This window comes from Streptomyces sp. NPDC025273, assembly GCF_040638585.1.
Lineage (GTDB): Bacteria > Actinomycetota > Actinomycetes > Streptomycetales > Streptomycetaceae > Streptomyces > Streptomyces cinereorectus.
In genome coordinates, this window is record NZ_JBEZYP010000011.1 from 51769 (window position 1) to 67991 (window position 16223).

Consider the following 16223-nt stretch of genomic DNA (forward strand, 5'->3'; position numbering starts at 1 on the left):
CAGCCCGGCGGCGGGTGACCGACAGCCCTTCACGGCGGCGGCCGTCGGAGTTCCGTCCGCGTTCCCGCCCGTTCCGGTCCGGGTTCCCGTCCGCGTCCACCCCGTCAGGCGGTGGAATGAGGCTCGGCGCTGCGGGCCCCTTCGTACTCCGGTTCCGGTGCCGGGTTCTTCTTCTTTCCGGCAGCGGGCAGGGCGATCATCAGCACGGCCACCGCGACGAGCGTGATGAGCATGATCCAGACCGCACCGACGTGCATGGCGTGGATGAACGCCTGATCGGCGGCCCGCGCGAGAGCGGGCTGATCGATCGTGGTGGCGACATGGCGGGCCTGTTCCGCGGAGACCCGGGCGCTGTCCCGCACCGCCTCCGGGACAGCTCCCAGCGAGGGTTCGATCGCGTCTCGGTACGCGATCGACATGATCGTGCCGCCCACCGCGATCCCGATCACGCTGCCGACCTGCCGCGCCGTGTTGGTGACGGCCGACCCGGCACCGGACCGCTCCAGCGGTAGGCTGCTGAGCAGTGCGCCGGTCACCGGGGCCATCACCATGCCGACGGAGAGGCCCTGCGCCAGCAGCAGGAGAGCGATCCAGACGAGCGGGGTGTGCAGATCGAGGAATCCGACCGCGCCCATGGTGAGCGCCGCCACCGTGAGCGCCGGCACGGCGACGGGGCGCAGTGACCATCGGCCGACGAGACGTGCGCCCAGGGGCGCGCCCACGACGGCGCCGACGGCCGTCGGAACATTGGCCAAACCGGCCTTCATCGGTGAGTAACCCAGCGCGCCCTGCATGTAGAACGCGTTGTAGAAGGTGATGGCGGCGACGGAGAAGAACAGCAACGCCATGGACGCGTTGCCACCGCCGAACATCCTCTGGGCGAGCAGCCGGGGATCGAAACTCGGTGCCTCGGTCCGCAATTCGACGAGCACGAAGACGACCAGCAGGACGATCCCGGCCGCGGTCGGCGCCCAGACGTCCCAACGGCTCCAGTCGTCCACCTGCCCCGCACGGATCACGCCGTAGGTCAGCGCCGCGAGTCCGGTGATGGACAGCAGGATCCCGGCCGGGTCCATCGGCCGCACGGAGGGGCTGCGGAAATTGGGGACCAGAAAGACGATCCCGGCCAGTGCCACCACGATGATCGGGACGTTGACGAGAAAGACCGAACCCCACCAGAAATGGCCGAGCAGAAGTCCCGCCAGCACCGGGCCCGCCGCCATTCCGACACCGGTGGATGTCGAGGAAATGGCGATCGCGGTTGCCCGCCCGGCGCCGGTGAAGGTCCACAACAGAATGGCGAAGTTGGCCGGCATGATCAGTGCGGCGCCGACTCCCATCGCGGCCCGTGCGGCGATCAGCTGGCCCGCATCGCCCGCGTACGCCGCCCAGATCGAGGCCCCGGCGAAGATCACCAGGCCGATGGCGAGCACATTCCGGTGGCCGAAGCTGTCGCCCATCGCACCGGCGGTGAACATCAGGGTCGCGAAGACCAGGGTGTAGGCGCCGGTGGCCCATTGCAGCTCGGCCGGGCTGGCGCCCAGCCCCTGGACCGGGTCGGCAAGGGTCTCCAGAGTGATACTGAGAACGGTGTTGTCCAGCCAGATCAGCAGCGAACACACCATGAGTACGGCGAGAATTAACCGTTGCCTGGATTTCGGCAACGTCGGAGGCGCGGTCATGACCACCTTCGAATATCGATCGGCGGAAACTTGAACGACGCGACTATAAACAGGCCCTACAACACTGTCAAGCTCAGAATTTCTCGCCGACACGGTTGCAACCGGGCGGCCTTTATGCCTCCGGCGGATTTGCAGACCGCGCCATTCTGTGCCTCCATCGAATTTGCGGATCGAATAGTTTTCTGTCTCCGGTGAATTTCCGAGCCGGAGGAATTCACCTCCCTCGGTGGTTGCGGCCGAGGCAATTCTTTGCCCTCGGGGACCTGAACTGTCGCGCGGCGCCCCCGCTGCGGACGGACGAGCCCGAGCTCGAGCGCGCCGCGCGGGCGGCGTGCTCGGGCTCGGGCAGAGCTGTCAGGCGTCTCCGTTCCCCCGTTCCGACGGTCCGGCCCTCACCGGCCGCCGAGTGAGTCCAGCCAGCGCCGCAGATGCGCGGCGGTCTCCGGCGCCCGCTCCTCGATGATCGAGAAGTGATCCGCCTCGATGTGCTCGATCGGTCCACGGTGCTGCCAGTCCGGGACGGGGTCGCTGTCTCCGAAGGTGCTCAGCGTCAGGGTGGCCCGCAGATTCAGTGTGGGTGCGGCGATCTGTTCGGCCTCGCGGTCGGGGTAAATGCGCACATAGCCACCCATGGCGAGCAAGCCGTGGTCGTCCACGGGGGTCAGAGCGTTGTTCCGGGACAGGATCTGCCCCAGCGCGTCGGTGAGCACGTGGCGGTTGAGTTCGATGTCGTCCGGGGAGTAGGTGTCGATCATCGCGACGCCCGCCAGCGTGCCTCCGTCGTCCTCGATCCGCCGGGCGACCGCATGGGCGATCGCGCCACCGGCCGAATAGCCGATGAGCGCCACCGGGCTTCGGCCGAGCTCCGCCGCGACGCTCGCGGCGAGGCTCTCGATCGCCGCCGTCCAGGTCGGTGGCAGGTCGTCACCCGCGCGCGTGCCGGGCAGCCGCAACGCGCTGACCCGCCGCTCGCCGCCCAGTTCACGGGCGAGGCGCGCGAACTGGTGGGAACCCGATCCCGCGAGGAACGAGGGGATGCAGACCAGTGCCGGTGCCGTGTCGCCGCGCGCCAGGAGCTGCGCGGCCGGGCGCCGGGTGGCGGCCTCCTCGGCGGAGTACAGGGGCATCAGGGCGGCGCTCGCGGTCAGCAGCGGCATCGCCCCTGCCAGCTCACCGCGGCGATGCGCCGCCGACACCAGCTCGGTGATCGTGCCGCGCACGCCGGCCGGTACCTGCTCGGCCACGCCGGTGCCGGACTCCTCGAACCGCGACCGCACCAGTTTCGCCACATCGGCGGCGGTCGGGTGGTCGAAGATCAGCGTCGACGGCAACGTCAGCTCGGTCAGCTGTGCCAGCCGGTTCCGGAACTCGACGGCACCGAGGGAGTCGAACCCTAGCTCGGTGAACGGCGCGTCCGGGTCGATCGCGTCACCGGAGAGGTGGCCGAGGACCGCCGCCGCGACGTGGCGTACCTCGCGCAGGACCGCGGCGTCGAGGTCGGCGTCGGGCAGGGCGGCCAGCTGCCGCGCCAGACTGACACCGGCGCTCCCGGTGACCCGGGGGACCCGGATCATGCCGCGCAGCACCGCGGGCAGTGTGCCGCCGCGCGCCAGGGCGGTGAGCGCCGCCGTGTCCAGCAGCGCCGTCATCGGTGTCGCCCGGTCGGTCTCCAGCGCGTGGTCGAACAGCGCCATCCCGGAATCCGGGTCGATCGGGACCAGGCCCAGCCTGGCCCGGATCCGGCGGGCGTACTGCTCGGCACCGTCCCCGCTGAGCGCCCCTGCCATGCCGACGGTCCACAACCCCCAGGCCAGGGAGTGCGCGGGCAGGCCCGCGCTGCGCCGCAGGCGTGCCAGGGCGTCCAGGGCACTGTTCGCGGCGGCGTAGTTGCCCTGTCCTTGTCCGCCGAGCAGCGGGGCCGCGGACGAGAAGAGCACGAACGCCGACAGATCCAGATCGCGCGTCAGCTCGTGCAGATGCAATGCCGCGTCGACCTTCGGCGCCAGCACCCGTGTCGTCCGCTCGGCGGTCAGGGCGTCGAGTGTGCCGTCGTCCAGGACGCCCGCCGCGTGGATAACGGCAGTCAGCGGCGCGTCGGTGCCGATGCCGGCCAACAGGTTCTGGACCGCGGTGCGTCCGGTAACGTCGCACGCCACGACCTGGACGTGGGCGCCGTGGCCGGTCAGCTCGGCGGTCAGTTCGGCGGCGCCGTCCGCGGCAGCGCCGCGTCGCGACACCAGCAGCAGCCGCCGTGCGCCGTGCGCCGTGACCAGATGCCGGGCGACGATCGCACCGATGCCGCCGGTGCCGCCGGTGATGAGCACGGTGCCCCGGTCGAACGACGGCGGCGCGCCCGCTCCGGTGGCGGGCAGCGACCGCAGTCGCGGTGCCAGGAGCCGTCCCCCGCGCACGGCCAGGTGCGGTTCGTCCTGGGCCACGGCGTCGGCGAGCGAGGTGAGCGGCAGGGCGTCGCCGTCGTGGTCGATGAGCAGGAAACGGCCCGGATGCTCGGCCTGTGCGCTGCGCACGAGGCCCGCCACGGCGGCCCCGGCCAGATCGGGCTCCTCACCGGGCAGCCCGGCGGCCGTGCGGGTCACGATCACGAGCCGGCCGGGGTGAGCGGCGCCTGTCCAGCCCTGCAACAGGGCGAGCGTCGTCAGAACGCCGGTGTGGACGTCCGCCGCGCCCGCCCCTGTCCCGCGGGGCGCCTGCCATACCACCGTGTCGGGAACGTCCCCCAGCCCGGCGAGTCCGGCCAGATCGGCACAGCTCGTCGCGGGCTCCGGGGCCTCGACGGCCGCCGGGTCACCCAGCACGACGACGCGCCCCGCATCCGCCTCGGGGGCGGCAGGCACGGCGACCCATTCCAGGTCGAACAGCGGTGCCGCGCCGCGCAGCTCGGCCAGCGCCTGCGGCTCGATCGGGCGGGACCGCACCGATTTCACGCTCAGCACGAGGGCACCGGTCGCGTCGGCCGCGTCCACGCGCAGGGTGTCCGGTGCGATGCGGGCGATACGGACACGCAGGGCGCCCACGCCGGACTGTGCCACCTGGACACCGTCGAAGGCGAAGGGGAGGGGCAGCCGGCCGTCGGGCCCGCCCTCGACGAGAGGTCCGACCGCCGCGTGGAACACCGCGTCCAGCAGTGCCGGGTGCAGCCCGAAGTCGGTGGCGCGCGCCGCGCTGTCGGTGTCGAGCGCCAGGTCGGCGAAGACTTCCTCCCCACGGGTCCACGCGGCGCGAACACCCTGGAACACCGGGCCGTACCCGAAGCCGAGGTCGCCGAGCGCGCGGTACACCTGCTCCCCGTCGACCGGCTCGCCCGCGGCCGGAGGCCACGCGCGGGACCAGTCCGGTGCCGGGACCGGTGCGGCGGGCGTGAGCAGGCCATGGGCGTGCGGCACCCAGGCGTCGGCGACGCGGGCGTGGACGGCCACGGTCCGGTGCCCGGCCGCGTCGGGTTCGCCCACGGCGAGCTGGAGGTCCGCGGTGCCGTCGGCCGGGAGGACCAGCGGCGCCGCGAGGACCAGTTCAGCCAGCCGTGGCACGCCGAGCCGGGCGCCGGCCGCCAGGGCCAGTTCCACGAATCCGGTCCCTGGCATCATGACCGTGCCCAGGACCGTGTGGTCGGCGAGCCAGGGGTGCGTACGCAGCGAGAGCCTGCCGGTGAACAGCCATTCGTCCTTGCCGGCGAGCTGCATCTGGGCGTGCAGCAGCGGATGGCCGGCGGAGTCGGCGCCGGCGAGCGGCGCTGCGGCCTCCGCGGGCAGCAGCCAGAAGCGTTCGTGCTGGAAGGGATAGGCGGGCAGCGTGATCCGTGCCTGCGGTCGCGCTCCGAAGTAGTCGGACCACCGCACCGGCCGGCCCGCGCAGTGCGCGGTGGCCAGCGCGGCGACCAGCTGTCCGGGTTCGTCGACGGTGCGGCGGGACGCCGCGACCACCGAGGCGCGCGCCGCGACGTCGGCCGCCGCGGTGGCGCGGGTCATGGCCGTCAGCACCGCGTCCGGGCCGAGCTCGACGAACAGGCCCACGCCCGAGTCGAGCAGGGACCGCACCGCCGGGGCGAAGCGCACCGCCTCGCGCACCTGCCGTACCCAGTACTCGGGCGTGCCCACCGCGGCGCCGGCGAACGCGCCGGTGACCGTGGAGCACAGAGGGATGCGCGGCTCCCGGTACGTCAGGCCGGCGGCGATCTCCGCGAACTCGGCCAGCATCGGGTCCATCAGGACGGAGTGGAACGCGTGGCTCACCCGCAGCCTGCTGGTCCTGACGCCTTCGGCCACGAGCCTCGACTCGACCGCCGAGACCGCGTCGGCGTCTCCGGAGAGGACCACCGCGTCGGGGGCGTTCACCGCGGCCAGGGAGACCGCGCCGGCTGCCGGACCGGCGTCGGCCGCCAGCAGCTCCAGGGCCCGCCCCTCCGGCACCGCGGCGGCCAGCATGCTCCCGCCTGCCGGCAGCGCCCCCATCAAGCGGCCTCGGGCCGCGACGAGGGTGCACGCGTCCGGCAACGACCACACACCGGCCACGTAGGCCGCGGCCAGCTCGCCGATCGAGTGCCCGGCGACCACGTCCGGCGTCACGCCCAGCGACTCGACGAGGCGGTACATCGCCACCTCGAACGCGAACAGCGCGGGCTGGGTGTACTCGGTGCGGTCGAGCAGCGTCTCGTCGGCCGCGCCGAACATCACGTCCCGCAGCGCGTGCCCCAGGTGGGCGTCGAACTCCGCGCACACCTCGTCGAGCGCCGCCGCGAAAGCGGAGAACGCTCGGTACAGCCCGGCGCCCATCCCGGTCCGCTGGGCGCCCTGGCCGGTGAACAGGAACGCGGTCGTCCCGGTCCGGCCGGCGTCGTCGGCGATGCCCGGTCCCGGCTCGTCGGCCGCCAGGCGCGCCAGGGCGGCGAGCAGTGTCTCCCGGTCCTGGCCCACGGCGGCGGCGCGCCGGTCGAACCGCGCGCGGTGCAGTGCCAGCGTCACCGCGACATCGGTGAGGTCGAGCTCCGGACGTTCGCTCAGCGTGTCGTGCAGACGGCGCGCCTGGGACCGCAGCGCGGCAGGTGTCCGCGCGGACAACAGCAGCGGCACGGCCGGCGGGCGCGGTGGATCGACCGGCCGGGGCGGGGCCGGGGGCGCCTCCTCCAGGATCACGTGCGCGTTTGTCCCGCTGATCCCGAACGACGACACCCCCGCCCGGCGCGGGCGACCGCCGGCGGGCCACGGCTCGGCCTCGGTCAGGATCCGTACCGCGTCCGCCGGCCACTCCACGTGCGGTGACGGCTCGTCGACGTGCAGGGTGGGCGGCAGCGTCTCGTGCCGCAGCGCCTGCACCATCTTGATCACACCGCCGACACCGGCAGCGGCCTGCGCGTGCCCGATGTTCGACTTCAGCGACCCGATCCGCAGTGGCTCGGCGCGGTCCTGGCCGTAGGCGTTGATCAGCGCCTGTGCCTCGATCGGGTCACCCAGCGTGGTGCCGGTGCCGTGCGCCTCCACGGCGTCCACCTCGGCCGCCGACACCCCTGCCCTGGCCAGTGCCTGGGCGATCACCCGCTCCTGGGAGGGCCCGTTCGGTGCGGTCAGGCCGTTGCTCGCGCCGTCCTGGTTTACCGCGCTGCCGCGGATCACGGCCAGCACGGGGCGCCCGTTGCGCTGCGCGTCGGACAACCGCTCCAGGGCGAGCACGCCGACGCCCTCGGCCCACGCGACACCGTCCGCGGCGCTCGAGAACGCCTTGCAGCGCCCGTCCGGTGACAGGGCCCGCTGCCGGGAGAACTCCTGGAACAGCATCGGGGTGGACATGACCGTCACCCCGCTGGCCAGGACCAGCGACGTCTCCCCGGCGCACAGGGCCTGCACCGCCAGGTGCAGGGCCACCAGCGACGACGAGCACGCCGTGTCCACCGTCACCGCGGGTCCTTCCAGACCGAGGGCGTAGGACACCCGGCCGGAGACGACGCTGCCGCCCGATCCGGTCGCCAGATAGCCTTCCGCGGCACCGTCGGCGGCCTCGCGCGCCGTGTAGCCGTAGTCCTGGTACATGACGCCGGCGTACACCCCGGTGTCGCTGCCGCGCAGGGAGGCCGGGTCGATACCGGCGTCCTCGAGCGCTTCCCAGGACGCTTCGAGCAGCAGCCGCTGCTGCGGGTCCATCGCCGCTGCCTCACGGGGGCCGATGCCGAAGAAGGCGGCATCGAAATCACCCGCGGCGCGCAGGAATCCGCCTTCCCGTGTGTACATCTTGCCGGGTGTGCCGGGGACGGTGTCGTACAGGTGGTCGATGTCCCAGCCGCGGTCATCGGGCATCGGGCCGATCGCGTCCACGCGCCCGGCGATCAGGTCCCAGAGCTGGTCGGCGTTCTCCACGCCGCCGGGGTACCGGCAGCTCATGCCGACGATCGCGATCGGCTCGTCGGCCCTGGCCCTGGCCGTGGCGGGGCGCGACCGTGCCGGCGCCGCGCTGTCGACCCTGGTACGCAGGAAGTCCGCGACGGCGGCGGTGGTCGGATAGTCGAACACCAGCGTGGACGGAAGCGGGACACCGGTGGCGGCGGTCACCTTGTTGCGGAACTCGACTCCGCCGAGCGAGTCGAAGCCCAGTTCCGTGAAGGGCGTTTCGGGGTCGACGGCGTCGGCCGACTCGTGGCCGAGTACCCCGGCGGCGATCGCGCGGACCTCGTCGCGGATCAGCGACTCCCACCGATCGGCGGGGGCGTCCAGCAACCGCCGGCGCAACGGGCTGTCGGAGGTCCGGCCGCGCGACGGCACGTGGATCAGACCACGCAGCACGGCGGGCAGCGTGCCGAGCCGGCCCAGCGCGGTGAGGGCCTGCGTGTCGAGCAGCGCGGTCATCAGCATCGGTTCGCCGGTGGTCAGCGCGTCGTCGAACATCCGCATGCCGGTGTCCGGCTCGATCGGGGACAGGCCCAGACGCGTGCGGATCTGACGGGCCAGGTGTTCGGCGCCCGCCTCGTTCAGCGCCTCGGCCATGCCGCGCTTCCACAGCCCCCAGGCCAGCGAGTGTGCGGGCAGACCGGCACTGCGGCGCAGCTGGGCAAGGGCGTCCATCACCGCGTTCGCCGCCGCGTAGTTGCCCTGGCCCTGCCCGCCGAGCAGCGGCCCGGCGGAGGAGAACAGCACGAACGCCGCCAGGTCCATGTCGCGGGTGAGCTCGTGCAGATGCCAGGCGGCATCGGCCTTCGGGGCGAGCACCCGGTCCACCTGCTCCGCGGTCAGGGTCTCGACGGTGCCGTCGTCGACCACGCCTGCGGTGTGCACGACAGCGGTCACCGGTTCGTGCACGGGTACGGATTCCAGCAGCGCCGCCACATCGGAGCGCTTGCTGACATCGCAGGCGGCGACGCGTACGCGGGCGCCCAGCGCGGTCAGTTCGGTGACCAGCTCCGCGACCCCCGGCGCGGCGGAGCCCCGGCGCGAGACGAGCAGCAGCCGGCGCACCCCGTGGCGGGTGACCAGGTGGCGTGCGGTGACGGCGCCCAGTCCGCCGGCGCCGCCGGTGATCAGGACCGTGCCGTCACCGAAGGGCTCGCCGGCCGGCGCGGCGGTGGCCGCACGGACCAGCCTCGGTGCCACCGTGGCGCCGACACGGATCGCGAGCTGGGGTTCGTCCATGGCGGCTGCGGCGGCGATCCGCCGGTGCGGGTCCGCGAGGTCGTCGTCGTCGAGGTCCACGCTCACGATGCGCCCCGGATGTTCCGACTGCGCGCTGCGCACCAGGCCACGGACGGCCGCCGCCGCGAGATCCGGCGTCTCACCGGGCAGACCCGCCCCGTTGCGGGTCAGCACGATCAGCGTCGAGTCGGCGCAGCCCGGTTCGGCGAGCCAGTCACGCAGCACCGCGAGGGCGTTGTGCACGGCGGTGCGGACGGTCGCCGGGACGTCGGCGCCGTCCTCCGCCGCCGTTCCGGGCGACCAGACGACGGCCGCGCCGGTGGGGTTCCCGCCTGCCACGAACGCCGTGACATCCTCGAACGTCTCGGCGCAGCCCTCGACGGGCCGCCCCAGGGCGACCAGGGGCCGGTCCGGCACCTCGGGCGCCGTCACCGGCGTCCAGGCGATCGTGTGGAGCGGGGAGCGGGCCCCGGCGAGAGCGCGCGCGTCCGCAGGGCGGGCGAGCACGGCGTCGATCGACAGCACGGCGGCGCCGGTGGCGTCGCAGGCGTCGATGCGCACTTTCTCGGAACCCGACCGGATGATGCGGGCGCGGACCGCGCTCGCGCCGCGCCGGAAGACACGGACGCCGCCGAAGGAGAACGGAAGCGGCAGCCTGCCGTCGGGGAGGTCGTCGGCGAGTACGTCGATGGCGGCGTGGAAGATCGCGTCCAGCAGCGCCGGATGGACCCCGAAGGCCGCCGCCCGGCCCGCCGTCGTCCCGTCCAGGGACACCTCGGCGAAGACGTCGTCACCGCTGGTCCAGGCGGCGCGCACGCCCTGGAAGCTCGGGCCATAGCCGAATCCCAGGGCGGCGAGCCGGTCGTACAGCCGCGTTCCGTCGATCGGCTCGCCGTCGGCCGGCGGCCAGTCGGGGTCGCTCCAGGCCGGTGTAACAGCGTCGGCGGGAGCGAGGACGCCGGTGGCGTGCAGCGTCCAGTCCGGCTCGCCCGGGTGGGACGGCGCGGTGCCGGTGGCGGCACGCGAGTGGACCGACAGGCGCCGTCGGCCGGTGTGGTCGGGCTCGGTCACCGACACCTGTACGTCCACGGCGGCGGTGCCGTCGAACACCAGCGGTGTCTCCAGGACGAGTTCGTTCACGACGGGCAGGTCCAAGCGGCTGCCCGCCGCCGACGCGAGCTCCACGAACCCGGTGCCGGGCAGCAGCCTCGAACCGAACGCCGTGTGGTCGGCGGTCCACGGCTGGTCGGTGGTGGAGAGCCTGCCGCTGAAGAGCCATGCGTCACGCCCGGCGAGCGGCGCGGCGACGCGCAGCATCGGGTGGTCGAGCGTGGACAGGCCGGCGCGGCCCAGGTCACCGAGCGCGCCGTCCTCGGGCTGCACCCAGTAGCGGCGGTGCTGGAAGGCGTAGACCGGCAGGTCGAGGTGGGTGACCGGCCCTGCCGGTGACAGCGGCGACCAGTCGACGGTGACGCCCGAGCAATGGGCGGCGCCGAGCAGCCGAAGGAACTGGCCGGCCTCGTCGACGCCCCGCCGTGACGCCGCCTCGACCAGCGAGCGCTGCGCCACCTCGTCGTTCAGCGTGTGGCGGGTCAGCGCCGCCAGCACCGCGTCCGGACCCACCTCGACGAACCGGCGCACCCCGGCGTCGGCGAGCGACCGCACCGCCGGGGCGAACTGCACGGCCTCGCGCACCTGCCGCACCCAGTACTGCGGCGTCAGCAGCTCGGGACCGGCCGGCGCACCGGACACCGTGGAGCACACTTCCATGCGGGGCTCCCGGTAGGCAACCGACCCGGCGACCTCCTCGTACGCGGCGAGCATCGGCTCCATCAGCGCCGAGTGGAAGGCGTGACTGACCGTCAGCCGGTTCGTCCTGACGCCCTCGTCCTTCAGCCGCTCCTCCAGGGCGGCGATCGCCGCCGTCCCGCCCGAGAACACCACGGCCGTGGGCCCGTTCACGGCCGCCAGCGAGACCGGCCCGGTCGCGAGCAGGTGCAGCGCCCGCTCCTCCGGCACCGCGACGGCGAGCATCGCTCCGCCGGCCGGCAGCGCGCCCATCAGCCGGCCACGGGCGGCGACGAGCCGACACGCGTCGGCCCGCGACCACACCCCGGCCACGTAGGCCGCGGCCAGCTCACCGATCGAATGCCCGACCACCACGTCCGGGGTCACGCCGAACGACTCCAGGAGGCGGTACAGCGCCACCTCGAACGCGAACAGCGCGGGCTGTGTGTACTCCGTCCGGTCGAGCGGGGCGCTGTGCCCGGTGTCGCCGGCCCGGCCGGACATGACCTCGCGCAGCGACACCCCCAGCAGGGCGTCGAACTCCGCGCAGATCTCGTCGAGGGCGGCGGCGAACACGGGGAACGCGGCGGCCAGCCCTTCGCCCATGCCGACGCGTTGCGCGCCCTGGCCGGTGAACAGGAAGGCCGTCCCGCCGGTGGTGGCGGCACCCGACACGAGCTGCGGGGACTCCGCGCCCTCGGCCAGGGCCGTGAGGCCGGCGAGCAGAGCGGCCCGGTCGGCGCCGAGCACCGCGCCGCGCCGCGCCAGCTGAGCGCGCCCGGTGAGCAGGGCGGCGGCGACATCAGCGTCATCCGCCTCGGGGTGCGCGGCGAGCCAGTCCCGCAGCCGGCCCGCCTGCGCCTGGAGCGCGGCTTCCGACTTGGCGGACAGCAGCCACGGCGCCGGCAGCGCCGGCGCGCCCGGCTCCGGCCGCTGTGCGTCGTCCGCCGGTCCGGTGGCACGGGCGCGTGGCGCCTCTTCGAGGATCACGTGAGCGTTGGTCCCGCTGATCCCGAAGGACGACACACCCGCCCGGCGCGGACGGCCGAGCTCCGGCCACCGCTGAGTCCGCGTCAGCAGCCTCACGGTGCCCGCCGACCAGTCGACCTCGGGGGTCGGCTCGTCCACGTGCAACGTCGGGGGCATAACCCCCTCGCGCATCGCCATGACCATCTTGATCACGCCCGCGACACCCGCCGCGGCCTGCGTGTGACCGATGTTCGACTTCACGGAACCCAGCCACAGCGGGTTGTCGTCCCCCCGGGCCTGGCCGTACGCGGACATGAGCGCCCGCGCCTCGATCGGATCGCCGAGCCGTGTACCCGTACCGTGCGCCTCCACGGCGTCCACCTCGGACGCCGACAGCCGCGCGTCGGCCAGCGCGGCCCGCACGACCCGCTCCTGCGACGGCCCATTCGGTGCGGTCAGCTGGCTGCTCGCACCGTCCTGGTTCACCGCCGAGCCCCGCACCACCGCCAGCACCCGGTGCCCGGCGCGCTCCGCGTCCGACAGCTTCTCCAGCACCAGCACGCCCACGCCCTCGGCCCAGCCCGTGCCGTCCGCCGACGACGAGAAGGCCCTGCACCGCCCGTCCGGCGCCAGCCCGCGCTGCCGGGAGAACTCCACGAACGTGCCGGGTGTCGCCATCACGGTCACACCGCCGGCGAGCGCCATCGAGCACTCACCCTGGCGCAGCGCCTGCGCGGCGAGGTGCAGCGCGACGAGCGAGGAGGAACACGCGGTGTCGACCGTCACCGCCGGCGCCTCCAGGCCGAAGGTGTAGGCCAGCCGGCCCGACGCGACGCTGCCCGCGCTCCCGGTCAGCATGTAGCCCTCGAAGCCCTCGGGGGTGTGGGGGCGGGAGCCGTAGTCGTCGTACATGACGCCCATGTACACCCCGGTACGGGTGCCCCTCAGCGTCGTCGGGGCGATGCCCGCGTGCTCGAAAGCCTCCCAGCTGGTCTCCAGCAGCAACCGCTGCTGGGGGTCCATCGCCGCCGCCTCGCGGGGGCTGATGCCGAAGAACTCGGCGTCGAACCGGTCCGCGTCGTACAGGAAGCCGCCTTCGCGGGCGTACGAGGTGCCGAGGTGGTCGGGGTCCGGGTGGTACAGGTTCTCCAGGTCCCAGCCACGGCCGTCCGGGAAGGGACCGACCGCGTCACGTCCGGCGCTCAGCAGCTCCCAAAGGTCCTCCGGGGAGGCGACACCGCCCGGCAGCCGGCAGGCCATGCCCACGATCGCGATCGGCTCGTGTGCGCGCTCCTCCAGATCCTGCACCCGCTGCCGGCTCTCCCGCAGATCGACCGTCGCCCGCTTGAGGTAGTCGCGAAGTTTCTGCTCGTTGTCCATGTCTACCTGCCGAGTTCGTTGTCAAGTGCTGCGAAGAGTTCGTCGTCGGTCGCCAGGTCGATGTCGGCGCCGTGGGGGCCGCCGTCCACCGTCCGGAGCAGACCGCGCAGTCGCGTGGCGTACGTTCCCGCCGGGCCGTCGCCGTCCGGAGGTCCGGCGGCCGAGAGCGCGGCCTCGAGGGCGTCCAGGGCCGCCTGGACCGGGTCCGCCGCTTCGCCGGCCAGCTCGCCCCGCAGGTGTTCGGCGAGAGCCTGAACGGTCGGGTGGTCGAAGACGAGCGTGCTGGGCAACCGCATTCCGGTGACGGTGTTCAGCCGGTTGCGCAGTTCGACCACGGTCAGGGAGTCGAAGCCCAGGTCCAGCAGTCCGCGCTGGACGTCGATCGTCCGCGGGGCCGGGTGGGCCAGCACGATGCCGACCTGCTCCCTGACGAGGTCGAGCAGCCGCTGCCGCTGCTCCTCCGCGTCCAGGCCCGAGAGCCGTTGCGCGAGGGGGATCTCCGCCGGGGCGGAGGCTCGCCGGCCGGTGTGGGGCCCGGTGCGCACCAGGCCCCGGTACAGCTCGGGCAGGGCGTCCCCGAGGCTCCGCAGGGCCGCGAGGTCGAGGGCCACCGGTGCGAGCACCGGTGGCGTCGCCGCCGCGCCGGCCGCCGGTGGCGCCTCGGCTCCGGCCAGGGCCGTGTCGAGGGCGGCGAGCGCCCGGCCGGCCGGCATCGGCAGGATCCCGTTGCGTGCGAGCCTGGCCCGGTCGGCAGGGTCGAGGTCGTTCGCCATGCCGTCCTGCCACATTCCCCAGGCGAGGGACACGGCGGGCAGGCCCTCGGCGCGCCGGTGTCCGGCGAGCGCGTCCAGGAAGGTGTTGCCGGCGGCGTAGCCGGCCTGTCCGGCGTTGCCCACCAGACCGGCGACGGACGAGAAGAGGACGAAGTGCGTCAGCTCCAGCCCGGCGGTCAGCTCATGCAGGTTCCACGCGGCTGCCACCTTCGGCCGCAGGACCCGGGAGAGGCGCTCCGGGGTCGTGGCCTCCAGCATGGCGTCCTCGACGACTCCGGCCGCGTGCACGACCGCGGTGAGCGGGTGCTCGTCCGGGACCGAAGCGAGCAGCGCGGCCAGCGCGTCGCGGTCGGCCGCGTCGCATGCCGCGACGCGTACGTCCGCGCCGAGCGCCGCCAGTTCGGCGACCAAATTCCGCGCCCCGCCTCGCCGGCTGGTGAGCAGCAGGCGACGGGCGCCGTGGGCGGTCACCAGGTGCCGGGCGACCTGGGCCCCGAGGGCGCCGGTGCCCCCGGTGACCAGCACCGTGTGCTCCGGGTCGAACGCGCCGCCGGTGTCCCGGGCCGGGTTCGGGACCTTGGCGAGCCGGGTCACGTAGGCCAGCCCTCCGCGCAGTTCGATCTGCGGCCGAGGGTCGGCCAGGGCCGCCGCGAGCAGGTCGCCGCCGGCCGGGCGGCCGTCCGTGATCACGTGCTGGAAACGTCCCGGATGTTCCGACTCCGCGGTCCGCATCAGCCCGGAGAGCGCGCTGTGCGCCAGTTCCCCGGTGCTGACCACGGCGAGCCGCGCTCCGGCCGCCGGGTCGGTGGCGAGCCACTGCCGCAGGACCGTCAGCGTCTCCTCCGTGACCCGGCCGGTCTCCTGCGGGGTGGCCGGGCGTACCGGAAGGACGACCACGTCGGGTACGGGCGCGCCGTCCGCCGTCGAGGCCGCCAGGCCGGCGAGGTCGGCGTGGTGCCGGGCGGCGAGTCCGAGGGTGGTCCCGCCGAGGACCGCGAGGCTCATGTCACCACCGGTGGCAAGTTCCACAGCGGCCCGCTCCACCGCGTACACGAGCGGCTCCGAGGGGCGGGTCAGCGAGGTCCCCGCCGGCACGGCCCGCACGGCGAGCGAGGCGACGGTGGCGACCGGCGCGCCCGTCCCGTCGGCGACGGCGACCGTGACCGTTCCGTCCGGGCGGGGTGACAGCTTGACCCGCAGGGTGCCGGTCGCGGTCCCGGTCAGCTGGACGCCGCCGAAGGAGAAGGGCAGCCGTAGTGCGGCAGGCTCCTCCAGGAGCAGTGCGTGCAGCGCGGCGTCGAACAGGGCCGGGTGCAGGGCGAATCCCTCATCGAGGTCGACGGGCAGCCGTACCTCGGCGTAGAGGTCCTCGCCCGAGCGCCATGCCGCCCGGAGGCCCTGGAAGGCGGGTCCGTAGCCGTAGCCCCGGTCGGCGAGGCGGTCGTACAGGTCCTCGACCGGCTGGGGTTCGGCGCTGGCCGGGGGCCACGGGACGAGGTCGGGGCCGGGGGTGCCGGGGACGGCGGCCACCACGGTTCCGGTGGCGTGCCGGTCCCAGACGTCGCCTTCCTGGTCCCCGCGCGAGTGGACGGCGACGGGCCTGCGGCCGTCTCCGTCGGGGCCGCCGACGGTGATCTGGAGCTGGAGCGCGCCCTCGTCGGGGAGGACCAGAGGCGCCTGGAGGGCGAGTTCCTCCAGCCGCTCGCAGCCGAGTGCGGCGCCCGCGTGGAGCGCGAGCTCGACCAGGGCCGTGCCGGGGACCAGCAGGGTGCCGGCGACGGCGTGGTCGGCGAACCAGGGGTGGCTGCGGGCCGATATCCGGCCGGTGAACAGGACACCGTCGGAGTCGGCGAGCGGGACCGCGGCCCCGAGCAGCGGGTGCCGTGCGGCGTCGAGCCCGGCCGAGGTGACGTCGCCGCCGGGCCCCTCCATGAGCCAGTAGCGCCGGCGCTGGAAGGGGTAGGTCGGCAGCTCCGCTGCCGGTCCCGTGTCCTCGCCGA

General features: G+C 73.9%; 3 protein-coding genes and 1 pseudogene. All 4 read right to left on the reverse strand.

Translation table 11 applies throughout. The features are described from left to right. Positions 1-104: 104 nt before the first annotated feature. Entirely contained in the window at positions 105-1682 is a 1578-nt protein-coding gene (locus AB0F38_RS19470) for an MFS transporter (protein ID WP_361894502.1), read from the reverse strand. Between the two features lie 392 nt (positions 1683-2074). Further along, complete coding sequence (locus tag AB0F38_RS19475; protein ID WP_361894505.1) at positions 2075-13450, reverse strand: type I polyketide synthase; 11376 nt, start codon at positions 13448-13450, stop codon at positions 2075-2077. A gap of 2 nt (positions 13451-13452) precedes the next feature. Further along, positions 13453-15753 (reverse strand): type I polyketide synthase, encoded by a 2301-nt coding sequence (locus tag AB0F38_RS19480; RefSeq protein ID WP_361894886.1) that lies wholly within the window; start codon positions 15751-15753, stop codon positions 13453-13455. 108 nt (positions 15754-15861) lie between these two features. Beyond that, positions 15862-16155: pseudogene (locus tag AB0F38_RS19485) on the reverse strand (hypothetical protein); the annotation flags it as partial. Between the last annotated feature and the right edge of the window lie 68 nt (positions 16156-16223).

What these genes read in the sequence shown, in the direction of transcription:
- AB0F38_RS19470 (WP_361894502.1), bottom strand. Translation starts at nt 1,682, where the DNA reads ATGACCGCGCCTCCGACGTTGCCGAAATCCAGGCAACGGTTAATTCTC.
- AB0F38_RS19475 (WP_361894505.1), bottom strand. Translation starts at nt 13,450, where the DNA reads ATGGACAACGAGCAGAAACTTCGCGACTACCTCAAGCGGGCGACGGTC.